At 62.9% G+C, this 25,588-nt stretch carries 11 protein-coding genes; 2 read left to right on the top strand and 9 right to left on the bottom strand.

The genetic code is table 11. From position 1 onward, the window contains the following. Window positions 1–8: 8 nt before the first annotated feature. The 7 genes from ACI5KX_RS14555 to ACI5KX_RS14525 all read right to left on the bottom strand — a co-directional run bounded on the left by ACI5KX_RS14555 (window position 9) and on the right by ACI5KX_RS14525 (window position 18,261). Window positions 9–3,152, bottom strand: a complete 3,144-nt coding sequence (locus tag ACI5KX_RS14555) for a CHAT domain-containing protein (RefSeq protein ID WP_406811474.1) — start codon at window positions 3,150–3,152, stop codon at window positions 9–11. A gap of 14 nt (window positions 3,153–3,166) precedes the next feature. Beyond that, window positions 3,167–11,584, bottom strand: a complete 8,418-nt coding sequence (locus ACI5KX_RS14550; protein ID WP_406811473.1) for a beta strand repeat-containing protein — start codon at window positions 11,582–11,584, stop codon at window positions 3,167–3,169. A 26-nt stretch (window positions 11,585–11,610) separates the two neighbouring features. Beyond that, entirely contained in the window at window positions 11,611–13,350 is a 1,740-nt protein-coding gene (locus tag ACI5KX_RS14545; RefSeq protein ID WP_406811472.1) for a ShlB/FhaC/HecB family hemolysin secretion/activation protein, read from the bottom strand. A 127-nt stretch (window positions 13,351–13,477) separates the two neighbouring features. Beyond that, window positions 13,478–14,047 carry a VOC family protein gene (locus ACI5KX_RS14540; RefSeq protein WP_406811471.1) on the bottom strand — a complete coding sequence of 190 codons (570 nt, stop codon included), beginning with the start codon at window positions 14,045–14,047 and terminating at the stop codon, window positions 13,478–13,480. Further along, the gene (gene hppD / locus ACI5KX_RS14535; protein WP_406811470.1) at window positions 14,044–15,159 is read right to left on the bottom strand and encodes a 4-hydroxyphenylpyruvate dioxygenase; all 1,116 of its coding nucleotides are present in this window, start codon (window positions 15,157–15,159) and stop codon (window positions 14,044–14,046) included. The genes ACI5KX_RS14540 and hppD overlap by 4 nt, the downstream gene beginning before the upstream one ends. Before the next feature lie 296 nt (window positions 15,160–15,455). Then, window positions 15,456–17,003 (bottom strand): acetyl-CoA acetyltransferase, encoded by a 1,548-nt coding sequence (locus tag ACI5KX_RS14530; protein WP_406811469.1) that lies wholly within the window; start codon window positions 17,001–17,003, stop codon window positions 15,456–15,458. Continuing rightward, a complete protein-coding gene (locus ACI5KX_RS14525; RefSeq protein ID WP_406811468.1) occupies window positions 16,993–18,261 on the bottom strand; it encodes an acetyl-CoA C-acetyltransferase in 1,269 nt (422 codons plus the stop codon). The genes ACI5KX_RS14530 and ACI5KX_RS14525 overlap by 11 nt, the downstream gene beginning before the upstream one ends. A 115-nt stretch (window positions 18,262–18,376) precedes the next feature. Between ACI5KX_RS14525 and ACI5KX_RS14520 the strand changes: the two genes are divergently transcribed. Continuing rightward, window positions 18,377–19,144, top strand: a complete 768-nt coding sequence (locus ACI5KX_RS14520) for a crotonase/enoyl-CoA hydratase family protein (protein ID WP_406811467.1) — start codon at window positions 18,377–18,379, stop codon at window positions 19,142–19,144. A 152-nt stretch (window positions 19,145–19,296) separates the two neighbouring features. Next, complete coding sequence (locus tag ACI5KX_RS14515; protein ID WP_406811466.1) at window positions 19,297–20,460, top strand: acyl-CoA dehydrogenase family protein; 1,164 nt, start codon at window positions 19,297–19,299, stop codon at window positions 20,458–20,460. A gap of 294 nt (window positions 20,461–20,754) precedes the next feature. On the opposite strand, the gene ACI5KX_RS14510 is transcribed toward ACI5KX_RS14515, so the two are convergent. Together ACI5KX_RS14510 and ACI5KX_RS14505 are read right to left on the bottom strand one after the other, a co-directional pair. Further along, window positions 20,755–23,316, bottom strand: coding sequence for a TonB-dependent receptor (locus ACI5KX_RS14510; RefSeq protein WP_406811465.1), 2,562 nt, complete (start codon window positions 23,314–23,316; stop codon window positions 20,755–20,757). 212 nt (window positions 23,317–23,528) lie between these two features. Then, window positions 23,529–25,553: a TonB-dependent receptor gene (locus ACI5KX_RS14505; RefSeq protein WP_406811464.1), complete on the bottom strand. Its 2,025-nt coding sequence runs from the start codon at window positions 25,551–25,553 to the stop codon at window positions 23,529–23,531. Window positions 25,554–25,588: the final 35 nt, after the last annotated feature.

Genomic DNA, 25,588 nt, shown 5'->3' with positions numbered 1-25,588 from the left:
TCCTTATCTCATTTCGCGGCGAGCTGCGAGCCCGGGCCGTCGAGCATACGGTTATCGGTGTCGCCGACAACGAAGAAACCGGCCCAGAAATACGGGTGCGAGGTTTCCGGAATGCTCTGCAGCGTGCGCTGCGCATCGTTGAGCGCGCTCGCGATGTCATCGCTTCGCCCGGCGGAGTAGAACTGATCCATGAAGAACTCGGTCGGGCCGGTGTTCGAAGCCTCCCAATAGGTCGCCAGAACCGAGCGCGCGCCCGCGGCAAAGAAGGCGCGGACAAGTCCATCGAGCGTGCTGCCCGGGCGGGCCTCGCCGCTGCGAATCTGCGCTTCCTCACTGGTTTCCGAAGCGGTGTCGCAGGCAGCGAGCACCACAAGGTTCGCGTCGAGCCGCAGGCCTGCGATCTCCTCGAAGCTGAGCAGGAGATCGGATTCCGCCGTGCCGCCATAGGATGTAATCAGCGCGGCCGGGGCGCGATCGCAATCGAACTGGCCCTCGGTGATCCCGTGGGTCGCAAAGTGCAGGACCTTGTAGTCCGACAGCATCCCGTTGGGCTCACCCAGCCGTTTGACCGAGGTGTCGGAAAACTCCGCGCCCGAAATGAGATCGGGATTGCCGGGTAGTCCCAGCGCATCGGAAGCAAGCTGGATTTCAGTCGACGGGATCGGCGCAAACCGGTTGGTATACTGGCGGAACTTGTCGGCATCGAGCAGGCAAGGACCGATCTGGAACCTGCCGCCGCTTCCCACCGGCTGGTTCCCCAACCCTTGGGGCGATGCGAAGCCGAGCAGCGGCTTCGTCGCCGAAGTCGTGGCGAAGCTGCGCGAGGCGATGAAACTGCGCGGGGACATAGCCACCGATGTCGGCATCAGGCTCGCAAGGAAATTGATCCGGCTGTAATCGCGCTTGTTCGCCTGACGCCCGTAATCGATTGCCGATTGCACATCGGTGACAAGCATAGCCGCCGGGGTGCCCGAAAGAATCTCGCCACCATCGAAAACGAGCTCCTCTTTCGATTTAATGACTTCGTCGACTTCGCTGAACAGCGACTGGTACAGCACCGCAGAAAGATCGACCGCGAAACCGGGCACCCTGCCCGTTTCCTCGTTGAAGTCGGCGGATTGCCTGACCTGCCTGCTCAGGGTGAGAATTTCGGCAGTCGACTGTTCGGGCAGGATCGCATGCGCGGTGCCCTTCTCGATCAGAATGCCGAACACGCGGTCCCCCATCACCGACAGCCGGATATAGCCTTCGCCTTCCTTGAGCTTTTCCTGCACTTCGCCCAGTTGGGCCGGCTTCGAGGAGACCTGGCTCAGTCGCGAGTTGGCTTGCAGCTCGGCATCGATTTCGAAGAAGCGCGCCTGCACCTGCGCCAGCGTCGTTTCGAGCTCTTCGACCGGAAGCCCCAACCGGCGCGCATCGACGATGTCGAGTTCGAGCTGGGTAAGTTGCCTGCGAAGGTCCTGACGCAGGCGGCGCTGGCCCCCGACATTGGAGTCCTCGGCAACAATATCCTGCAACTGGCTGACCTGGCGCGCCGCGCTGGATTCGCCCGAAACCTGCAGCACCTCGAAGAATCGCGCGGCAGAATCCTGGTCACCCGCCGCCATGCCCTGGGCGAGCTGCTCCAGGAACGGATGCAAGAGAGCGGTGGGGAAAGCCGAGCTTTCTTCACGCGCATCGAGCATGGCATCGATCGCCGCGTTGTAGGCGGCTTCGATTTCCGCTTCGGAACGCCCGGCCCGCTCGATCAGCGACGCGCGTTCCAGCTGGACTTCGGCGATCGCCGGATCACTGCCGGTTCCCGATCTGGCAAGTGCGCCGCGGGTCAATTGGTCGACAGCAAGATCGAACGAGGAGATCGCATTGTCGAAATCGCCCGACCCCGCCTGCACCCGGCCACGCTGGCGCAGCAGCTTCGCGTTGAGCCAGTACAGTCCGACCTCTTCGATTCCCGCTTCCGAAACCGATTCCGCAAGATCGGCGTAGGTTTCTTCGGCGGTCGTGATCGCGGCAAGCGCCGCCCCCTCGTTGCCGACCGACAACTCGGCGACACTCAGCGCCCAGCTCGCCTGGATCGCAAGGAAGGTCTCGCGCAACACCTCGAGATCGGGCAGCGCAATGGAGGAGCGAACGTCGGTGGAGTCTCCGGCAGTAGCGTTGAGCCGGACGAGGATCGTCGGGTCACTCAGATCCCCTGCGGAACTGCTCGCACGAGCTGTGAGCGGAGCCAACAGCCCCCTCGCTTCTTCGAAATTCCGTCGATTGAGCGCGTCGAGGCCGCGGTAGATTCCCAGCTTCGGTCGGAGAATGCGCTGGTCTGCGGTACTCAGCCCGCCGATCAATTCCTCCGCAGCATCCAGATTCGTCTGCGCACTCTGGAAGAACTGGATGTTCGAATCCGCAAGTCCCGCCTCGAGCAGGATCTCGGCCCGGTCGCGGTTGGAGGTGTCTGGCGGCAGGTCGTTAAGCGCGCCGCGCAGGTAGCGAGACGCATCGGCATTGAGCCCGCGGAAAACCAGCGCGGTTCCGCGCCCCAGAACGGCGGTGGCCTCTTCGCTTGCGGAAGTCGCGACCGGAGCGGCCTCGACGTTTCCGGGTAGACCCGGAAGAGCCGCGATATCGACCGGAGTGCGGGCGGATGTGGCGCCCTCGGAAGAGTCCAGTCCGGCCAGGATAAGCGCCGCCTGGTAGCCCGCACCGACTGCATTCGATGCCGCTGAAATCTGATAGGGCACGCCGCCGACCTCGGCATCGACCACCACGGTCGAAAACCCGAGCGAAGGATCGACACAGGTGCGTGCAGAAGCGTTGGAGAACCCGTCGAGCGTGATCGGGATTGCTTCACCGCATGTCAGGCTGGAATTCGTGAAATCGCTTCGCTTCTGGAGACTGTCAAACACGCGGACCCGGGCGAGGGTCGATGTCGACGTACCGCTGCAGTTTACCGAAAACGAGTTCGTATACTTCGAATAGGCTTCGCCAAACAGCGGATCGGTGAAATTCGGCGATGCCGTGCACGGGTCTCCATTGGCATTGGCGCCAAGTGACACAGGCTGAACCGAAGTCGGTCGTGGTCCCGAAGCACAGGCCGCCAGAGCCAGCGTCATGGCCGCCCCGGCGAAGATCATGCTCCTGGTTTTCAAGCCTGGCATAAAGTGGGAACTCCTTACTCTGTCGGACACGTGACACCCTCACCCGGAATGCAATCAGGCTCTCGATCGGCGACCACATCCGAGAACAGCCCTTCATTGTTGGTCCCCACCAGGGGATCGAAGGGGATGAGCAGGCCGTCATCGGCGATCAGGACCGATGTGGCCTCGCGCGGCACTTCGATGGTGGTCGTGCCGACCACCGTCGTGCGGCAATCCGCGCCGCTGCTGATGATGCAGCCGTTGACACGCGATGCCGCGATATCGGTGTCGTTGTTGATCACGATCACGGCTCCGCCCGCCAGTGCCACTGTCGGACCGGTCAGCAGGTTGAGCTGCCCGAAATAGGCAAAGGTGTTGGTATTATCGATCGGATTGACGGTGAGGATGCCGTCGGCTCCGATTTCGCCGAGGAACACCCCGGTGAACTGGCCGGCCGCAATCGAGGAATTCTGGAACAGCGCCGAATTCTCGTAGGTGACGGTCAGGCTGCCCGCGCGCAGGTAGGTCGGATCTGCCGTGAGCTTCGCGCTCAGGGCACCTGCGAAAAGCGGGTTGTAGAGATCCGACACCGAATTCCCGACAAACTGATCGGCTATCAGGTCGTTCGCAAGCCCTTCCACCGCATCGATCAGGTTAAGCCTGCCGAACACGATATCATTGGCGCGCAGATCGAGCAGCGAGTCCGCGATGTCGATCGCGGACGTGTCGATGTCTGCCGTCAGGCGGCTTGCAAGCACACCGCCGGTTCCATCGGCGTCGCCACCGAGACGGAAAGTCCTGCCATCGCCCTCGCCGATCAGATCGCCGGTGATTGCGATCTCGCCGGTCGTGGCGATCACCACCTCGGATGCACCCGTATTCGCACCGAAGGTCACGTTGGCGATGCCGATGTTCTGGTCGGTCGCATCGATCACCAACCGGTCGGCGCTGATGCCCGCAAGTTCCGCGTCGGTCAGGTTGAAGTCGCCCGTCGCATCGCCGAGGCCAATGGTGAGGCCTGCAAGCGGACGGAGAACGAGTTCGGTGCCAAGGACCGCAACGCTTCCGCCGAACTCGACATCGGCGGCCTCGATCAGCGCGGCTGCGCTGGCGTCGATGTTGCCGGAAACCGCGAATTCGCCGCCCGCGAGGACGTCGAGATTTGCGGAGTCGACCCCGGCGAGGCTTGTGTCGCCATCCGAGCGGATGATCACATCGCCCGAGGCACCTGCAACCCCGCCGGAAATGGTGTCGCCCGTCAATTCGATATCGCCACCGGTAGCGGTCAGATTCTCGCCACTGGTGTCGATCGCTCCAACCGTGAAGATCGATATGCTCTGACCGCTGAGCGCGCCCGTGAAAGTGGCCGAGGCGAGCCGCTGGGCATCGGTCCCGACGCGCAGCGGACCACTGCCCGCGGCGGTAGCGCCGGCAGAAAGCGCGCCCGTTGCGTCTATCTCGATGCCATTGCCGGCCTGGAGATCGCCAAGGTCCAGATTGCCGCCCCCGGTGCCTTCGACGTCGATCAGGCCGTTGGTCGCGGTGATCGCTGTCGTGGTGATTGCGCCCGAAGCGGTCAGCACCGCATCCTGGTTCGCGCTGACCGAACCGCCTGCGATGGTCGCAGCGTCGATCGTGACAGTGCCCCCCGAGGAATTGACCTCGTCGGCGGTAACGGTCCCGCTGGAAAGGAGCGTGGCCGAGCTGGCCCCCGATATGATCGCCGCGGTGATCGTGCCGGCATCGATGTCGAGAGTGCCTGTGGACGTCACGTTCTGGCCGGTCGCGTCGAACGCATTTTCGACGTCGATCGCGACTGTCCCGCCGCTCAGCGGACCGGTGAAGCTCGCCGAGTTGGGCGAAAGCGCCGCTGTGCTGCCGATCGTCAAAGCACCCGTGCCGGCATCGGCCTCGCCAGCCGTCAGGTCACCTGCGGTGTCGAGTTCGATCCCGCTTCCCGCCGCCAGATCGCCGAGATCGAGCAGGCCGCCGCCATCGCTCTGGATGTCGATCGACCCGGCGGTGGCGGTCACATTGCCCAGGTCGAGCGTTCCGCCGCCATTGCCGGTCACCTGCACATTGCCGGTGTCAGACGTGATCGACGCGGTGGTGATCGTATCAGTAGCCGTGAGAGCCGCGTTGCCGTCGGCGGTTACGGCGCCGCTCGTGATCGTTCCGGCAATGATCTCCAGCGCACTGGCTGTCGCATCAATCGTCTGGCCGTTGGCGTTCAACGCCCCCGCGACATAGATGCTGACGCTGGTGCCGCTAATCGGCCCAGTGAGCGTAGCCGAGGCGAGATCCTGCGCAGCCGTGCCGATCCGCAACGCGCCGCCCATCGCATCGACGGTGCCTGCCGACAGAGCTCCCCCATCGGAATCGATCTCGATCCCGCCGCCGGACACAACATTGCCGAGAGTCAGGTCCCCGCCGCCCGTGCTTTCGATATCGATTAAGCCGGTAGGACTGTCGGATGTGATCGATGTGGTCAGGATCGTCCCGTCCGAAGTCAGCTTCGCTCCATCTCCTGCCGAGACGGCACCGGCGTCGATCGTGCTGGCTGTAATATCGAGCGCGCCCGTTCTCGCATCGACAATCAATCCGTTCGCGTCGAGGGCACCATCGGTCAAGATCGTAATGCCGGTAGCTTCCACGGCATCGGTAAAGGTTACGCTTTGGGGGGCGAGCGCGGCGGTGCTGCCGATTATTAGCTCGCCACCATTCGCATTATCCAAATCGGCATCGATCTTGCCGGTCTGCAAAGTGCCAGCGGTGTCGAGTTCGATCCCGCTGCCTGCCGTTAGATCGCCGAGATCGAGCAGGCCGCTGCCGTTGCTCTGGATATCGATCGAGCCGTTGTTCGCGGTCACATTGCCCAAGTCGAGCGTGCCACCGCCATTGCCGATGGCCTGCACATTGCCGGTGGTCGATGTGATGAAGGAGGTCGTGATCGCATTGGAAGCCGTGAGCGTCGCATTGCCGTTCGCGGTCACCGAGCCACCGGCAACGGTTCCGGCGTTGACGGTGACGCTGCTGCCGGTCGAATTGATTTGATCGGCCGCTATTGTGCCATTCGAAGTGAGGCTGTTTGCACCTGCAGCGGAAATGATCGCCGCGGTGATGTCCCCTCCGGTAATCGTCAACGCGCCGGTCTTGGCGGTGATATCGAAGCCGGTCGCATCGATCGAGCCATCGACCGAAGTATCGGTGAGGATCGAGATGCCAGCAGCGCTCACGGGCCCACCAAACGTGACAAGTTCCGGAGCCAGAGCGGCCGTGCTGCCGATGATCAGGTCGCCGCCATTCGCATCATCGAAATCGGCATCGACCTGTCCGGTCTGTAAGGTGCCGCCAGTGTCGAGACGGATGAAGCCGTCCGCCTGCAACACGCCGAGATTCAACAGCCCGTCGCTGTCGCTCTGAACCTCGATATTACCTTCGGTCGCAACGCTGGACGAGGCGGTGATCGAGTTAGTCGTAACGGTTCCGGAAAGCGGATTGGCGCTTCCGCCCGTCGCCACTATGCTGACCGATCCGTTTTCGGCAGTGATTGCATTGGCCCTGACGAAGTCGGCATTCAGAGAGACATCGTCGCTGGTCAGGTCGCCGGTGCCCATCGCCAAGTCGATCCCGCCTGTCGTCGCAATACTCAGCGTCGGCGCGGTTACCGAACCGTTGAAAGTAATCGAAGTCGGATTCGAGATGGTCAGGCTGAGCGCATCGACCTGACCGGTCTCGAGCGCGCCGGTCGTGGTCAGGGTGACATCGGCAACCGGATTGTCGAGCGGGTCGAGACCGTCGATTGCGCCGCCGATAGTGATGGCCGAACCGCTGATGTTGATGGTCGGCACGCCGCTATCGGGATCGATAATGAGACCGAGAGCACCAGGGGCGGCGGTGAATACCCATGTGTTGTTCGGGTTGCCCGTACCATCGGTCGCGACATCGCCAGCAATAGTTGCCACGCCGCCTGCGTCGACGGTGATGTCGTCGCCGACCGCGATTCCTCCGGAAGTGAAGGTCGTTCCCGCGACAGCCAAGACATCCTCTCCGGCAAGCAACGAGCCTGTCGAGATCAATTGCCCGGCGTGCAACAGGATCGAGTCAATTGCCGCTGCCGAGTTGGCGTCGGTGGAGATGTCTCCGGTTGTGAGGTTCCTTCCAGCGGTCAGGTAGATCAGGCCGCCATCGGAACCCACCGTTCCTGTCGTGATGTCGCTCGCGGCACCGTTGGCTTCCACAATCAGGTTTACGGCAGCCGACAATGCGCCTGTCGATACCGCGCTATTGGAATTGACGAACAGCGATCCGGCAATCGCGGTCATGTCTTGCGTCGTGACTGGACCCGACCCGGCGATGGAAATCGAAGTCGCTCTTGCGTTGCCGCCAATGGTAATCTGGCCCGCATCGGCAACGGTTTCACCACTAATCGAAAGCGTGCCGATCGTGGCGTCGGCCGGATTGCTGTTGACGCCCCCGAGCGAAACATTGCCGTTTGTATCGAGGTTGATGTCTCCGTCTGCGGTCAGATCGCCGAGGTTTAGGAAACCGCCATTCAGGCTGGTGACGTCGATGGTGCCGCCAGCGGCAATGGAATCAGTCTGCACAGTCCCCGGCAGGATTGTCGCCGCCGGGGTACCGGGCGCGACGAGACCTCGCGAAATCAGAGTGACATTCCCGTTGGCAGAGCCGACCGCATTCGCCTCGATCAGGTTGGCATCGATCGAAAGGCCGTCGGCGGCGAATACATCGTTGGCGACGAAATTGAGGCCGGTGGTGAAATTGAACGTGCCGACATCGATGTTGCCGCTGATCGTCAGCGCGCTCGGATTGCCGATATCGAAAACGCCGGTCGCGATCGCATCGCCAAAGGAGAGCGCGCCCGTGGTCGAAAGGGTAATAGTCGTCTGGGCGTCGAGGTTGCCGCCGGCAATCGCACCACCATCGTTGCTCGTCAGCGTGATGCTGCCCGCCGAAATAATCGAATTCGCGGTAATCGTGCCGTCCGGAGTGAGTCCATCAATCCCGATCGCGGTCAGCGAGACATCGCCGCTCGTCGATACGAGATTATTGGCGATGATCTGTCCCGCCGTCAGAATGATCTGGTCGCTCGTAAAGTCGCCGAGATCGACGATCCCCGACGTGTTGATCACCGAGGTTACGGCCTGAGTGCTCGCGCCGGGATCGAATTCGTTCGGGATGATGGCGGTGCCGACAAACAGGCCGCCGGTCCGGATGTTTCCGGTTTCGATATTGCCGGTCGTGTCGAGGAAGATGTCACCCGACATGCTTCCCGGGCCTCCGGCGCGCGTATCGAGCACGCCGGTCAGGATCTTCCCGCCACCGGCATTGGCCGCCCCGGTGTCGCCGAGGCTGATGATGTTGATGTCGCCGGTTCCGTTGGTTTCGAGATCGTTGACATCGATCGCAACTTGGTCGTTACCAAGCCCGGTTTGCCGCGCGGTAAGCGCTATTCCGCCGCCAGTCGTCTCGAGGTTCTGCGCGAGAATGGTGAGCGCATCGATAGTGATCGATCCGGATGTCGCGGTGATGTCGCGATCCGTACCGCCGGTCGATTCCGCGAGGAACGCCCCTTGCGTGTAGATCGCAACGCTGGCCGCGGAGATGTCGTTGGTGAACTGGACCGAACTGGGCGAGAGCAGAAGATTGGCCGAGTTTCCGACGGTCAGCGCGCCGGCGGCCGTGGCGGAACCAGCCAGTACGGTCCCGGTCGTATCGAGGTCTACGGCTCCGGCCGAATTGATATTGCCGAGGACGAGATTGCCAGCGCCCGAGCTGGCGATGACCATATCTCCGGTCGTGGTGGTCGTGCCGCTGGCGTTCACCGAAGTGGCCGTCAGGTCGAGCGACGTCCCGCTCAGCGAGCCGCCTCCACCATCGTTGTCGGCATCGACCACCAGCGCAGTCGTCGCGCCCGAGGTGTTCAACGTGATGCCGTCATCCGCAGTCACATTGCCAAGCGAGAAGGCACCGCCATTGCCGCTTTCGAGCGATATCTGGTTCGCGGTGAGATTGCCGGCGGTGACCGTGCCGGATGTGACGCCATCGCCCGTGGCGGTCAGGGAAATATTCCCGCCCGTCGAAGTCAGGTCGGCGGCGGTGAGTGTCAGCGCTTCGAGCGTGAGGTCGCCGCTGATCGACGAGATCAGGGTCGAGACATCCAGAGCGCCGGTCGTATCGATGGCTATCGAGTTTGCCGTCAGCGTCAGGAATGCAAGCGCTGCGGGCTCGGCGAGGTCGAGCGCGTCCACCGTCACGTTCTGAGCGCTGAAATTGCCGCTCATGAGGACAGCCAGCTGATCGGCCGTGACATCGCCGGTGAAGGTCACATTCGTTGCCGTATCGTCATCGCCGACGGTGAGATTGTGCGTGGGTTCGTTGAACGTCGAGATCTGGACGTTACCGCTCGTGTCGAGCACGACGTTGCCGCCCGAAGCCAGCGCGCCCAGCGAAAGATCGCCGCCGCCCGAGCTGTCGACGTCGATTGTGCTGCTGGCCGTCAGCGATGTCGTGGTGATGCCGCCCACCGCATCCAGATTGATCGCGTCGTTCTGCGCATCAAGCGCGAGCGCGTTGATCGAATTCGCATCGATGACGATGTCGCTGTTGTCGGTCGTCAGGTTCTGGGCACTGAAATCTCCCGTCATCGACACCGTGAATTCATCGAGCGAAACGTCACCCGAAAAGGTAACGTTTGCCACGGTTTCGTCGGCCCCGATGATGAGATCCTCGGTCGGGTCGATGAAAGTCCCGATCTGGACATTGCCGGCCGTGTCGAGCGTGACATCTGCACCGGCAGCCAGATTGCCCAGAGACAGGTTGCCGCCGCCCGAGCTGTCGACATCGATGATGCCGCTCGCCGTCAGCGAGGTCGTTGTGATTCCGCCCACCGCATCCAGATTGATCGCATCGTTCTGCGCATTAAGCGCAAGCGCGTTGATCGAATTCGCATCGATCACTATGTCGCTGTTGTCGGTGATAATGTTCTGCGCGACGAAATCCCCGGTCATCGACACAGTTAGTTCATCGACGCTGACATCGCCGGTTATGGTCACATCGTTCGGCGTTGCTGCGAAACCGAGCACGAGATCGATGGCGGGGTTGTTGAGCGACCCCATCGTGATGTTGCCGGTCGTCCCCAGCAGGACGTTGCCCCCCGCTGTCAGATCTCCGACCGAGAGGTTCCCGCCACCCAGGCTGTCGACGTTGATCGCGCCGCTCGACGTGATCGACGTGGCTGTCAGGTCATCCGTGACCTGGATCGAAACGGTGCCCGAGGATGTAATGCCAGCCGCATTGATCGAGGTCGCGTCCAAGCCGATATTGCCGCCACCGACCCGGTTGATCGCAAGGTTGCCCGTGTTGTTGGTATCGGCATCGGCATCGATCATACCAGCAGTGATGTTGACCTGATCGCCTCCGCTGTTGAACGAGATACCGTCGTTCGAGGCTAGGCTGCCCGCGACCACGATATCGGGATCGGTCGGCCCGCCACCGGTTGTCTTGTCGGTAAACAGGCGGATACCGTTACCCGACGCAACCGCGGCATTGGCCGTAACGTCGGCGTTGATCAGCATGTCGCTGAGGAAGTTGTTCCCCGTATACATGCGGAATTCGACCGTCTGCCCGTTTACCGTGCCAGCGATCGTCTGCTGGGCGATAGTCGTGCCGGCAGGTGCCGTGAAAACGAGGGGGCTTCCGACGCTGAACTGGATGTCGACCGACTCGGCAGTAACGAACACAACCCTGCCGTTGTCGGAGTTGAAAGATGCGTCGAGATTCAACCCCTCGCCAATGAATGCGAGCGTTCCATCGCCGACCAAGCTTACAGAAGGTGTTCCGTCGACGGTGAACGATCCGCCACCGCCAGTGGTTGTAATCGTCCCGTTGCTCGATCCGGTGAAGCTGAGTGTGTCGCTGACCCCGTTGTAGAAATCGAACAATTCGGAATCGCTGACACCGATCGTCGAAGCAAAGAAGCTGTTTGCATTTATCGACGTGTCCGCGCCGAAGAGGATTCCGTTTTGGTTGATGACCCACAGGTTGATATCGGTCGCGTTGATCGTCCCGCCGAGATCGGACGATGTCGCACCGATAACCCTGTTGATCAGCGTCGCTTCGGTCAGCGCGACTGCCCCGGCGTCGATACCCGGATCGATGTTGAGCGTGGTGGTCGAGGGGACATTGAACTGGTCCCAGTTGGCGATCACGACCCTCGAATTGACCGTGAAATTCCGCGTGGTCGCATTGGGTGCCGAGACCACCAGCGGTTGATGAACGCCAGTGCCGTCTTCGCCATCCTGATCGATCTGCGAGTTGAGATCACCGATCGATACCAGCTGCGCGTTCGCAACGTGCGGAACCATCGCCACTGCCGCCACCGCGGTCGAAACGAGCATTTTGCGACGAAGTGCCTTGCCAGCGTTTGCCATTTTGTCTTCTCCTGTCGCTACCCGTTTCAGCGGAACAATGCGGGGATCTTGGTCGTGATCGAGAACAAGACCCGCGCCGGAGGCGGTTCCTCATCGTTGAACAACGCCTCGTCGAGCGGGTTGGCGTAAGTCACTTCCGCCCGCAGGCCATCGCCGATCAGAAACCGCAGGCCGCCGCCGACCGACTTGAGCGTACGCCGCGGATCGGGGGTCCCGCGGTCGAGGTTCTCCACCTGGATGATGTCGAAGAAGCCGAACAATCGTGCCTGCATGTCGGCAGAGCGGAATACGGTAGCACCGATCTCCGCGAGGCCGCCGATCGCACGGTCGCCGCTGTTGGCGCCGGGATCGTAACCGCGCCCGATGCTGAGATTGCCGATCGAATATTCGTCGTAATTGAGCAGCGGATCGTCGGTCCACTGCCCTTCCATCCGCGCCCGCAGATCGAAAATCGGACCGGGGAACCAGTTGAGCTCTCCGCCGAAGCGAACGACGAAGGCGTCAGCGTTGCCGAACGGCCTCGATGCCGTGATGCCGTCGGTGACAGCCGTGCCGAATTGTCCGATCTCGGTCGCGCCAAAGATGCCGAGGCCCTTCCTGACCTCGAGGAAGCCGTCGTAGGCGAGCGCTATCGAGCCATCGAGATTGCGTTTCTCGCCCGCAATCTCGCTCCGGGCATAGACCGTGCGAATCGCGTCCTTGCTGAGCGGGACGCCGAACACATCGGTGTTCTGTTCGACATAATCGAAACCGAGCGAGGCATTGGCGATGGTCCGCGGCGTGCGGATCAGCGGGTAGGTCGCCCACAGGCTCGCGATCAGCGTGTCGGTCTCGAGATCGATATTCTCGATATCCGGACGCGAAAGCGCGTAAGCCACCTCGGTGCCGACGCGGACACCGCCCGCCCCGATCCCGAATTCGTGACCGGCTTGGAGGATGTACTGCTCGCTAAAATCGACTGTCGATTGACCGGCGATATAGGTCGCGTCTTCGAGCCCGGTGATGCCGTAGACCTCGAAGCGCGCAAAGCCGGTCTCGCGGCCGATCGCCGCGGCGTTGTAGTTGCGGGCGTTCAGGTAGGCGTTGAAGCGCTCGAAATTCACCGACAGGTTGCCGATCACTGCGCCGGGCGATTCCCCCGACGGCGCGAGCGCAAGCCGCAGGCTAAGGCCGGGAATGTCGTTGGCGTTGAGCAGGATACGCTCCGCCTCGCGCTCGTTGAGAGGATCGAACTCGCTAAGCGGCTGCAGAATCTTGGTCAGCTTCTCGCGGTAGGGGCCGGGATCGCCGGAAATGCGGATTTCGGAAATCCTCGCCGATACGACATCGAGCTGGAGGACGTTTTCGAGCTGCTGCTGCGGAACCTGGATCGTTGCGATCCAGCCGTCTTCTCTAAGCGCCTGGTTGCCGGCATCGCGGATGTCGCAAACCACCGAAAGCGGCTGCGTACCCGTCGGCAGTTGCACGCGCGCGAGCGATTCCAAGAGTTCAGGGGCCAGCTCGGTCCCGCGCGCATCCCTGTATTCAACGTCGGTGAGCGATACCGTCAGATCGCTGTCCTCGAACGGGCAGGCCGGCCTCAGCCCGGCATCGCGTTCGATGCGGACATCGACCGATGGGCGATCCGGATCGTCGGTATCGGGAAGCTCGAGCTCGTTTCTGGTTTGCCCAGTCGATTGGGCGCTGGCGCTGGTCGCCGCCGAAATCGCCACGGAAACGGCGAACAAGGACGCAAACGAACGAATTGTGGTCGCACCGGACTTCATCAAGTTCCCCCCGAAACTCATTTCCGCCTGGAGGCTTGCTTAATGCGACCTCGTCTCTCCAGACGCCAATGGGATATGGAGGCGCCGGAATAGAGTCAACAAGGGTTTACCATGTTCGGGACACGGTTCAGCCGTCGGACGCGGCCTTGGCGTGCTCGGCTCGGGCGATCTCGTGAAGCCAGTCGGCGTGACGCGGGGCTTTCTTGGTCTCGGACCATTCGTCGAGCATCAGCGGCGCGACGCGAGCGAGTTCCGCATATTGGTCCTTCGTCCCGATGTCGGCCGCCAGCTCGACCCGGTGGCCGTTGGGGTCGAAGAAATAGATCGACTTGAAGATGCCGTGATGGGTCGGTCCGAGCACGTCGATGCCTTCGCCCTCGATGTGCTTCTTCGCCGCAAGCAATTCCTCTTCGCTGCCCACCCGGAACGCAAGGTGCTGGACCCATGCGGGGGTATTCTCGTCCCGGCCCATTTCGGGCTGGTTGGGCAGTTCGAAGAAGGCAAGAATGTTGCCGTTCCCCGCATCGAGGAAGACGTGCATGTACGGATCATACTCGCCGGTCGAAGGCACATGGTCTTCGGCGAAGGCCGTGGTGTACTCCATACCGAGCACGCGGCCATACCATTCGACCGTCTCCTTCGCGTCCTTGCAGCGATAGGCGGCGTGGTGGATCCCTGAGGGTTTTACCGCGCTCATTCTGCGGGCTCCTGCTCCACCTCCAGAACGCCGCGGCGAATCTGGTCGCGTTCCATGCTTTCGAACAGCGCTTTGAAGTTGCCTTCGCCGAACCCGTCATCACCCTTGCGCTGGATGAATTCGAAGAACACTGGACCGACCTGCGCTTCGGCAAAAATCTGCAGCAGCAGGCGCGGCTGGCCACCTTCCGTGGTGCCGTCGAGCAGGATGCCGCGCATCTTCAGCGCATCGACATCTTCGCCGTGGCCCGGAAGGCGCTCGTCCAGCATTTCGTAGTAGGTTTCCGGCGGCGCGGTCATGAATGGCACGCCGAATTCCTTGAGCCGGTCCCAGCAGGCGACGAGATCGTCGCAGATCAGCGCGATGTGCTGGATGCCTTCGCCGTTGAATGCCTTGAGGAACTCTTCGATCTGGCCCTTGCCGCCTTCGCCCTCTTCGTTGAGCGGGATGCGGATCTTGCCGTCGGGCGCGGTCAGCGCTTTCGAGGTGAGGCCGGTATATTCGCCCTTGATGTCGAAGAAGCGGATTTCCTGGAAGTTGAAGAGCGTCTCGTAATAGTCCGCCCAGTACTTCATGCGGCCGGTGTAGACGTTGTGCGTCAGGTGATCGATGGTGTGAAAGCCAGCGCCTTCGGGATACGGATCGACGCCCGGCAGGTAATCGAAATCGATGTCGTAGATCGTCAGGCTCTTGCCTTCTGCACCCGCATAGCGATCGACGAGATAGAGGATTGCACCGCCGATTCCGCGGATCGCGGGAATGCGCAATTCCATCGGACCGGTCTCGTTGACGACCGGCTCCGCGCCCTGCTCGATCAGGTGGTCATACGCCTTGGCCGCATCGCGCACGCGGAAAGCCATGCCGCATGCCGAGGGGCCGTGCTCGCGTGCGAAATACCATGCCGCGCTGCGCGGCTCGTAATTGGCGATAAGGTTGATGCCGCCCTGACGCCACAGATGCACATCCTTCGAGCGGTGCTTCGCGACCAGCGTGAAGCCCATCGCTTCGAAGACCGGCTCGAGCACGCCTTTCTCCGGCGCACAAAATTCGACGAATTCGAATCCGTCGAGTCCGGCGGGATTGTCGAACAGGTCTCCGGGGTGCTTGGTCATGGGCGAGGGCTCTCTCTTGGATAGGTCAATATAGTTACGTTTGTAACTAAATACGCTGTGTGCGGCGTTTTGTCAAAGGGAGCCGCGAGCCGCGCGCATCGCCGATGCGAAGTTGACAGAATTGACACCGTGTCATCCCGGAAATCGAGCCATACCCGCCTGTTTTCGCGTGGAATTTCGCTCGAATTCGAAGTTGACACTTTGCAAAAGTAAAAAACTCGCTGGCTCCTGGCAGAAGCCCTGCCTTGGCACGCCCGGTCTGCTGTAGGAAAGGGGATTGCGCCCCCAAAAGGCCGCTATGCGAGGCGTCCGATAGTGCGGCCGCGCTCGTCCTGCGTGACAGCAAGCCGGACGCCGAACGGTTCGCCACTTTCGAATGCAGCGCGGGTCGGTTCGTCGGTCAGGTCGGCATTGCCGCACACCCGCTCGCCCGCTGCGTTGCGCCCGATCCAGACCGCGACGCTGCCGGTTTTGGCGTGGTTGATCGTGTAGGTTTCGACGGTGGCACTGTCGAAGGCTCCCCGGCCCAGCGCCACCGCGTGATCGGCCTTGGCGAGTTTCTCGAACCGGTCCCCATCCGACCAGTCCGCCGGTTCGGTCGAGTACACGCCGGTTGCATATTTGCTCATCCAGCCGCCATTGGCCCCGACCAACGCAAAGCTGCCGCGATCTCCGCGCACAGCCTGCACCGCCTCGCAGATCGCGTGCGCGGAGTAATTGTTGCCCGCCCCGCCGAAGAACGGGAGGCCGCCGGTCAGCGTCAGCCCGCGTGGGTCGTCGGTCGGCAGGCCGAAATGGTCGATCTGGTTGAAGACCGGGATCGCGAAGCACGAATAGAAATCGAGATAGCGCATATCCGCCATGCCTTTTCCCGCCCGCTCGAGCGCGGCTTCGACGCTGGCGATGCTGGCCGGGCAGGCGGAGAGATCGGGCCGCTGCGAAAGCTTGAGCTCGGTCGCCGCCGTCACTGCGTGGATGTGCACCCATTTGTCCTCGGGCACGCCAAGCTTCCGTGCGAGACCCGCACCCGCGACGACGATCGCCGCCGCCTGGTTCACCTGGTCGCGCGCGACCGTCATCCGTGTGTAGGGCTCGGCAACGATGCGGTTGCGTTCGGTTACCGTGGCCAATTCCTCCGCGCTGCGTTCCACAGGTGCGGCGGCGTGCAGGTTGGCCGCGGCAACCTTGGTGAAGGGTTCGAACAGCGTCCCGATATCGAGACGATACTCGTCGAGGCTCTTGCCCAGCCGATGCCGCCGCGCATTCTCGGCCAGTGCGTAAAGCGGGATCGCACCGGTCGCGCCGTGCGCGAAAAGCGCCGGCTCCATCAGTTCCTCGACCCCGAAGCCCTGATCCTCGAACCTGCCGCCAATCTCTTCCGACCAATCGGGCTTTTCGCCTTTGGCCGAGAGCGCAAGCACCGTGCTGATCGCCTCCGCTCCGACGATCACCGCACACTGGCTCTCGCCCGCTGCAACGGCGCTCGCATATTCGCCGACCAGCTGCTGGTTGGTCTGCCCGCCGGTGGTGGTGAGGATCAGGCGCTCGGGCGAGGCGCCGACGCGCTTGGCGATGGCGCCCGGCACATTGTCGGGCGCTCCGAACGGCGGCTTGCGGTCGGGCCGCGACATCTCGAATGCGCGGATTGCTGCAAGGGTGTCGATTGCATCGGCGACCGACCCGCTCGCCCCGCTATCGGCAATCGCAGCCGCCAGCGCGCGTCCCGCGAGGTCCATATAGGACAGCGCCTCGTAGCCCGGCCGGTCGATCCACTCCGAATATTGCCCGACGCCGATGACGACGGGCGTGTTGTCAGCAACCGAAGACACCGTGTCAGTCGACAAAATCGTCCACCCGCTCGATGATGATCGCAGGCGCCATGCCGCCCGCCGCGCACATCGTCACGAGGCCGGTCTTGAGGTCGCGGCGTTCGAGTTCGTCGAGGATCGTGCCGATCAGGATCGAGCCGGTCGCGCCGATCGGGTGGCCCAAGGCGATCGAGCCGCCGTTGACATTGACCTTGTCCCAGTCGAGCCCGAGATCGCGCACGAACTTGGCCGCTACCACGGCGAAGGCTTCGTTGATTTCGAACAGGTCGATATCGTCCAAGCTCATCCCAGCCTTTTCGAGCACCTTCTTCGCCGCCGGGACAGGCGCGTTGAGCATTAAGGTCGGATCGTCGCCCATATTGGCAGTCTGAACGATCCGCGCGCGCGGTTTGAGCCCGTGCTTCTGCGCGTATTCCTTCGAGCAGATCAGCACCGCCGCCGCGCCATCGACCACGCCCGAGCTGTTCCCGGCGTGGTGGAAATGCTGGATGTCGAGATCGGGGTATTTCTGATTGATTAGCCCGCGAAAGGTCGTGCCCTTCGCGTCGAGCGGTACGTCGGCGATCTTGGTGAAGGCGGGCTCGAGCTGCGCCAAACCTTCCTTGGTCGTTTGCGGGCGCGGATACTCGTCGCGGTCGAGCACCACCGTGCCATCGTCGGCGACGACCGGGACCAGCGATTTGTCGAACCGGCCATCGTCGATCGCCTCGGCGGCGCGCTGCTGCGAGCGGTAGCCGACCTCGTCCAGTTCCTCGCGAGTGAATCCTTCCATGGTCGCGATGGCATCGCCGCAAACGCCCTGGTGCGACTGCGGATGCACCGCTTGCAGCCGCTCGTTATAGCTTCCCATCATCGGCGGCTTGATCCCGGCCTGCATCTTTTCCTTCGACATTGCGGCGGTGAGGCTCATCATCTCGGTGCCGCCCGCGACGATGCAGTCTTCCATCCCGCTCATCACCTGCGCCGCCGCGAGGTTCACCGACGTGATCCCGCCGCCGCAGAACCGGTCGAGCGTGGTGCCGGACGAGGTGATGTCGTAGCCCGCATCGAGCGCGGCCATGCGGCCCATGTCGCCCGCCTGCATTCCGTCCTGCGTCGAAACCGACCAGATCACGTCGTCGACAGTGCTGGTGTCGAGATTGTTGCGCTCCTTGATCGCCTTCAGCACCGTCGCGGCGAGATGCTGCGGATGCTCGGCGGCGAGTGCGCCCTTGCCCTGCTTGCCGATCCCGCGCGGGGTGCGCACTGCGTCGATGATATAGGCTTCGCCCATGATTTCCTCTCTCGATCTATCCAAAATGCGGTTGACGTAACCGTAAGCCCGCTGCACCAATCGCACAAGAATTCAGTTTCAAACTGAAACATGCATTTTAGCTAGGGAGAGAACCTTGTCCGATACCGAAGAAGTCCTCACGCAGGTCGAGGACGGCGTCCTGATCGTCACCATCAATCGGCCCGAAGCCAAGAACGCCATGACCAAGGCGGCCGCCGAGGGAATCGCCGCTGCGATGGACCGGCTCGATGCCGAAGACGAGTTGCGCGTCGGGATCCTGACCGGCGCGGGCGGCACCTTCTGTTCCGGTATGGACCTCAAGGGCTTCCTGCGCGGCGAAAGCCCGACCGTCGAAGGCCGCGGGTTCGGCGGCGTGGTTCAGGCCCCGCCCAAGAAGCCGCTGATCGCCGCGGTCGAAGGGTATGCGCTTGCCGGCGGGCTCGAGCTGATGATCGCCTGCGACCTCGTCGTCGCGCACAAGGACGCGAAGTTCGGCATCCCCGAAGCCAAGCGCGGCCTCGTCGCCGCTGCGGGCGGAGTGATGATGCTGCCCGACCAGATCCCCGAACGCGTCGCGATGGAACTCGCGCTGACCGGCGATTTCATCGGGGCCGAGCGCGCCTATCAGATCGGCCTGATCAACGAGTCCGTCGACGGCCCGGCGCTCGACGGTGCCAAGGCGCTCGCCGCCCGGATCGCCGCCAACGGCCCGCTCGCGGTCAAGGTCTCGAAACAGATCATCAAGGAATCGCGCGGCTGGGCGATGGAAGATCGCTACAAGAAGCAGGCCGAGCTTATCGCGCCCGTGTTCGTTTCCGAAGACGCGCGCGAGGGCGCGGCTGCCTTCGCCGAGAAGCGCGCACCGAACTGGAAGGGGAAATAGCCTAATCCGCTCGCGCTGAGCCTGTCGGAAGCGAAGCTGGCCGAAGGCCAACCACTGCACTTCTTCTGGCGAGCGCGAAACATAGAAGGAAGGACAGCCCTTCGACAAGCTCAGGGCGAGCGGGTCGTAGGGAGTGTGAGAGAGGATCCGAAATGCCGGTTATTGACGTACCCCAGCCCGAATTCATGGACGACGAAGAGATCGCCATCTTCGCCGATGCCGTGGGCAAATTCTACAAGCAGCACGCCCCTGAAAAGCGCGTCCAGAAATGGCGTGAGGACGGCCAGGTCGAGCGTGAATTCTGGAACGAAGCGGGAGCCGCCGGACTGCTCGGCGTTTCCGTGCCGGAAGAATATGGCGGCCATGGCGGCGACTTCCGCCACGACATCGTGGTGATCGACCAGCAGGCAAAACACAACGTCGATGGCTTCGCTGCAAGCCTGCACAACACCATCATCCTACCCTATCTCGTGCGCCACGGGACCGAAGAGCAGAAGCAGAAATACCTGCCCAAGCTGGTCAGCGGCGAACTGGTCAGCGCGATTGCGATGACCGAACCGGGTGTCGGATCCGACCTCCAGTCGATCACGACGACAGCTTTGAAGGACGGCAATGGGTACCGCATCAACGGGGCCAAGACCTACATCTCCAACGGCCAGACCGCCGACTTCATCGTCGTCGTCGCCAAGACCGACCCGAACGAGCGCGCCAAGGGCATCTCGCTGATGCTGCTCGAAACCGAAGGGGCCGAAGGCTTTCAGCGCGGCAAAAAGCTCGACAAGATCGGGCTCGATGCGGCGGACACCTCGGAGCTGTTCTTCGACAACGTGTTCGTTCCGGCAGAGAACGTCCTCGGCGGGGTCGAGGGCAAAGGCTTCTACCAGCTAATGGGCGAGCTCGCGCAGGAACGCCTCGTGATCGCTATGGGCGCGGCCACCGGGATCGAGAAGGCGCTCGAGACGACGGTCGAGTACGTGAAATCGCGCAAGGCGTTCGGACAGACCATCTGGGATTTCCAGAACACCCAGTTCGTGCTCGCCGACCTCAAGGCGCGCGGCACCGCGGCGCGCGTGTTCGTCAACGACTGCATCGCCAAGCTGTTGAAGGGCGAGCTCGACGTCGCAACTGCCGCGATGGCCAAGTACTGGGTCACCGAATTGCAGGGTGAAGTCGTCGACAAGTGCCTCCAGCTTCACGGCGGCGCGGGCTACATCAACGAATATCCGATCGCGAAAATGTATCGCGATTCGCGCATCACGCGGATCTTCGGCGGCTCAAACGAGGTCATGAAGATGCTGATCGCGAGGAGTATGTAGCTTGTTTGCGTGCCCCCATCCGGGGGCACGTCCTCGCTAGACGAGCTGCGCTACGCACACGCTGCGGGCCTGCAGTCGCCCTTGCGGTCGCTGGCGCGACCGTTCTCCGTAACACGGTGGCTACCTGTGAATGGAATCACGCCGGATGCGTGACAGCGCGCGACCGCGCGCCCGAAGGGCTCGCCCCCCGGCAGGAAGCCAAGCGGGCCGGATGGCCCGCGCCCGGCGTTTGAGGGCGAAAACAAAAAGGCGGCCCGGTTTCCCGAGCCGCCCTTTTTCGCCTGTCCTTGAGGATCAGAACTTCGCGCGAACCGTCACGCCGTAAGTGCGTGGCTGGAGCGAGAAGGCCGAGCGCGAGTTCGCCGCTCCGCTACCGCGCAAGGTGGTGTTGAAGGTCACCCCGCGGACCACATTGTCGGTCAGGTTGTTGACGAACCCCTCGATCGCAAACTGGCCGTCGTTGAACCGCAGACCGGTCCGCAGGTTGATGAACTCCTTGCCGTCCTGCACATCGGCAATGATCAGCGGGGCCGCATCGATCGCAGCCTGGACGCTGCCCGCGGCGGCGATCTGTGCTGCACCCGGCGGCACGATCGCCTGGGTCGAGGTGCGCTGGTCGCTTTCGAGCCGTATCTGGCCGGAAAGGAAGAACTCGACCGAGTCCGTGAGCGGTTTCTCCCACAGCCCGCCGAATATCGCGACCACGTCCGCCGCATTCGTCAGCTTGTTGCCGCATAGCGAAAGAACGGTAACCGCGGTCGATGTGCCTGCACAGTCTTCCGGATAGCGGGCATCGAGGATCGTCGCCGAAGCATTGAAGGTCAATTCGTCGGTCGGACGGATAGCGCTTTCGATTTCAAGCCCACTCGAGCGGGCCACCGGTACGTTGAAGGTCTGGAACGCGGTGCCGGTGAATTCGAGCACCTGGAAGTTCGTGAACTCTTCGTAGAATGCGGCCAGGTTGAGCGTGACCGCATCGTCGAGGAACCGGCTCTTCACACCGATCTCGTACGCATCGACCTCTTCGGAAAGGAAGGTCGGGTCGGCTCCGCCCACCGCCGCGGTGGTGTCGAGGTTGATACCGCCTGCCTTGTACCCGTGAGTGAAGCTCGCATAGATGTTCACCGGATCAGCGAATGCGTAGCCGATCCGCGCGGTATAGATCAGCTCCTCGTCGCTGAATTCGGACTGGAAAGTCCGCACCAGCGGCAGCACTGCGGATTGCGGCAGATCGGCTGGCGCCGTGAAGCCGAAGCAGCCGAGCCCGATGAACGAGGGCTGGAGCGCCGCCGGGATGAAGCCGAGCGCGCCAAGTGTCGCAGGGCAGATCTGGTTGTTGACGGCGGTTTGCGTGAAGCCGCCATCCTTTTCTTCCCACGAATAGCGTGCGCCGAGTGTCAGCTCGAGCCCTTCCACCAGTTCGTAGGAGACGTTGCCGAAGACCGAATAGCTCTGCGCGCTTTGCTGGAACCGGTTGGTGTTGCTCGTCCCGGCGGGGTCAATCCCGGTAAACAGCTCGAGCGGGGTCGGACCCAACGCGCCGCCGGTCGGCACGAACAGCAATGCGCCGACATTCTCGTCATATTCGCTGCCGAGCGCAAAGCTGACCGACTGGTCGATCGACTCGTCCGAGAAATAGCCCCCGAGCACATAGTTGAGCCTGCCTTCGGCCCCCTCGCCCTGAAGCCGCAGCTCGGCCGTCCAGGTTTCGAGTTCGAGCTCCAGCGCATCGACGTTGAAGATGTCGAGGTCGGTAAAGTCGGAGTCGTAATTCTCGAATGATTCATATTTGCGGTAAGACCCGATGAAGATCAGGTCGGCGCTATCCGAAATCGGAAATTCGAGTTCGCCGGTTATGCCCCAGTTGTCGATATCGGCGACCGGTGCGAAATTGGCTGAGACGGTGCGGTTGTCGAGCGCCTCTTCGAATGTGGTCTGGTCGAACGGAGTGGTCGCGACCACCGACTGTCCGTTACCGCCATTGAGCCCGAGACCGACTGCGGCATAGGCGCCGCCGGTTACCAGCGGCGACTGGAAGAGCTCGATCGCACCGCAACAGCTGGATTTGCTCTTCGAATAATCGGCGATCAGGCGGCCGCGCACCCCGCTTTCGGTGTCCCAGCCGAGCTGCGCGCGGACGAGGTATTGATCGACATCGTTGGTGTCGCCGATCACCGTTCCGGTGCGGTCGACAACATCGAGGAACCCGTCGCGCTGGCGCCAGGCACCGGTGACCCGCAGCGCCAGCGTGTCCTGCACGATCGGCACGTTGACCGCACCCTGGACGCTGATCTCCTCGAAGCTGCCATAGCTTGCGTTCACGAATCCCTCGAATTCGTTCACGTCGGCCCTTTTGGTGGTGATGTTGAGCGCACCGGCCGAGGTGTTGCGACCGAACAGCGTGCCCTGCGGACCGCGAAGCACCTCGACCCGCTCGATGTCGACGAATTCGCTGAGCGCGACGCCTGGCCGCGACTGGTAGGCTCCGTCGATGAAGATGCCGACCGCGCTTTCGAAACCGATATTGTTGGAGGTCGTGCCCACGCCGCGAATGCGCAGCACAACCGAGCCCGAGGCGAGCTGCGCCTGGCTGCTGGTGAAACTGGGAGCAAGGGTCGCGACTTCCTGGATGTTGTCGACCCCCTGATTTTCCAGTGCCTGCGGGGAAATCGCGGTCACGGCGATGGGGATATCCTGGACGTCCTGCGCACGGCGCGTCGCCGTCACGATGATCACATTGTCGTCACGCGGCGGGGTAGGGGTCGCCTGGTCCTCGCTGTCCTGAGCGAAGGCGGGGGCGGTGAACGAACTGCAGGCCATAAGGCCGGCAGCGTAGGCTGCAAGCTTGCGTGTCATTGATTGTCCTCTCCACAAAACCCCATGGCCTGTTGGCCTTATGGGCTCTCCGGAACAGAGAGTATCAGCGCGAATCCCTGTGCCAAGAGTCCGGCGCACTTCCTCCGGCCAGCGTAGCAAAAATGCAACATCTTTTGCTGCGGCGCAGCATGAATGCGTCGCAGCTGTGATTGCGGATATATTCTTGCCGAATGGCCCGTTCGGCCGGGGGCCTAATAGCCCAGACGCAGCCCCAGCCAGACCGTGCGCGGTACGCCGAGATCGATCGCGCCGCCCGAATTGCGGGTCACGATTTCCTCGTCGAACAGGTTCTCGCCGCGGGCGAGCAGATGAAGCCTCCTGCCTAAGGGGACTTGTGCGAAGAGGTCGACGGTGGTCGCCGGCGGAAGCCGGTCGGTTTCCTGATCGTCCTCGAATTGCGCGCCGACATGGCGAAGCGTCGTCGCGAAGCGCCAGCCGTCGGAGGGCTCCCAGGCCAGCGTCGCGGAAGCGGCGAATTTGGGCGTCTGCGGTGGGCGGTTGTCGTCCAGTGCCGCCGACGTGCCCTCGCCATCGATGGTCGCGTCGGTGTAGGCGAGCGACGCGTCGAAACCGACTTCACCAAGCTTCACAGCCAGTGCGGCTTCGATACCCTGTGCATCGATCGCCGGGAGGTTTCGGCGCTGGCGAAGGTTCGGCGCGAGCGTGACATTGGCAATCGCGTTTTCCACCCGGTTGTCGAACGCGGTCAGGTCCAGCACCACGGCACTGACAGGCTGCCACGTCACGCCGACCTCGAAACCCTCGAGCCGCTCATTCTCGAGCTCGGCGTTGGCCTGCGTCACCACCGGGAACACCACGAACGGGCGGTAGAGCTCGTTGAGCGTGGGAAGCCGGAGACCGGTGTAGGCAGCGGCGCGGATGTCGAGCTCTCGGGTTGCATAGAAGAGCGCGCCCGCGCGCCAGCTCAGCGCCCAATCGCTGCGGTTCTCTCCGATCGTTTCGCTCACAAGAGCCCCGTCGGCATCGACCGCGCGATAGAAGCCGTCGGCGATACTGGTGCGGTCGGCCCGAAGACCACCGGTCAGCAGCAGCGGCCCGATCTGCCAATCGTCCTCGACGAATATTCCCAGATTGCTGTTCGTCCCGCCCGCCCTGCGGCGTTCGCGCAGCGCGCCGGTGAAGGCGCTGTAGGCCTCTTCCTGCAATTCGCCATCGGCCTGGCGGTAGTCGATCCCGATCCGGACGGTGTGCGCCTCGTTGATCGGCGGACGGACCTCGATCTTGCCGCCCAGCCCGGTCGATGGCGTGTTGCGCTGGTCGAGCACGCGCACGAAGCGGGTCGAGCTGATCACCACGTTCGAGAAATTGCGCGCCTGGACATAGCCCAGCGCATCGAACTCCCATTCGCCACGACCAACCACACGCAGGCTCGCATCCTGTCCTTCGCTGGTCGAATCCGCGCCCTCGAAGCGCAGGGTGCGGGCGTCCTCGAACACGCTGCCGCGCGCCTGCAATTCGATGTCGGGCGTGAGCGGAGCGACCGCGCGGACACCCAGCTGCCAGCTGTCGAAGCCCGCCCGCGCGGTTGCGGGAACGCGCTGGTCTTCGGGCGTCGTGAAGAACCCTTGCCCGCGATCCCATCGCCCGGAGAGGATGCCAAATCCCGCGCCCAGGTCGCTTGCCAGGGCCGCGCTCGCCTCGGTCTCTCCGCGGTCGTTGGCCAGCACACTGGCCGAAACCGGGCCGAGCGTCGCTGCGTCTGCGCTTTCGAGCTCGATCGTTCCCGCCAGCGCCCCCGCACCGAACGGCCCCGACCCGCCGCCGCGCGTCACCCGCACCCGCGACAGCGTCTCGGGCGCGATCGACGACAGCGGGATATAGCCGAAAAACGGATCGGCGATCGGCACGCCGTCGAGCAGCACCAGCGCGCGGCTCGTGGCGTTGCCGCCGAGCGCGCGCAGCGTCACGCCCTGCGCACTGGGGTTCGACGAGCGGCTGTCCGAGCGCCGGAACTGCTGGAAACCCGCGACATTCTGCAGCACGTCCTCGATCCGGCCCGAAGCGCTGGCAATCACTTGCTCGCGCTCGATTTCGGTCACCGAATAGGCCCCGATCGACGGCGCCTGCCGCAATCCTTCGCCGGTGACGACGATCTCGTTTGCGGGCCGATCGTCGTCCTCGGGTTCCTGAGCACCGAGGGGAACTGAAAGCGACAAGACGAGGGTAGAAGCGGCGAACCGAAGCATTTTTCTCATGGCCGCAGCGCCTAACGAACCGCGTCCGGAAAGTC

It is taken from the genome of Erythrobacter sp. GH1-10, from assembly GCF_045363165.1.
In the GTDB taxonomy this organism is placed as follows: domain Bacteria; phylum Pseudomonadota; class Alphaproteobacteria; order Sphingomonadales; family Sphingomonadaceae; genus Erythrobacter.
Note: the sequence above shows the minus strand (reverse complement) of the source record. Positions and strands in the feature narration are given on the sequence as shown.

Coding starts and splice junctions, on each gene's coding strand:
- ACI5KX_RS14515 (WP_406811466.1), top strand. CDS start 19,297: ATGCCGGTTATTGACGTACCCCAGCCCGAATTCATGGACGACGAAGAG.
- ACI5KX_RS14510 (WP_406811465.1), bottom strand. CDS start 23,316: ATGACACGCAAGCTTGCAGCCTACGCTGCCGGCCTTATGGCCTGCAGT.
- ACI5KX_RS14540 (WP_406811471.1), bottom strand. CDS start 14,047: ATGAGCGCGGTAAAACCCTCAGGGATCCACCACGCCGCCTATCGCTGC.
- ACI5KX_RS14545 (WP_406811472.1), bottom strand. CDS start 13,350: ATGAAGTCCGGTGCGACCACAATTCGTTCGTTTGCGTCCTTGTTCGCC.
- ACI5KX_RS14550 (WP_406811473.1), bottom strand. CDS start 11,584: ATGGCAAACGCTGGCAAGGCACTTCGTCGCAAAATGCTCGTTTCGACC.
- ACI5KX_RS14525 (WP_406811468.1), bottom strand. CDS start 18,261: ATGGGCGAAGCCTATATCATCGACGCAGTGCGCACCCCGCGCGGGATC.
- ACI5KX_RS14555 (WP_406811474.1), bottom strand. CDS start 3,152: ATGCCAGGCTTGAAAACCAGGAGCATGATCTTCGCCGGGGCGGCCATG.
- hppD (WP_406811470.1), bottom strand. CDS start 15,159: ATGACCAAGCACCCCGGAGACCTGTTCGACAATCCCGCCGGACTCGAC.
- ACI5KX_RS14505 (WP_406811464.1), bottom strand. CDS start 25,553: ATGAGAAAAATGCTTCGGTTCGCCGCTTCTACCCTCGTCTTGTCGCTT.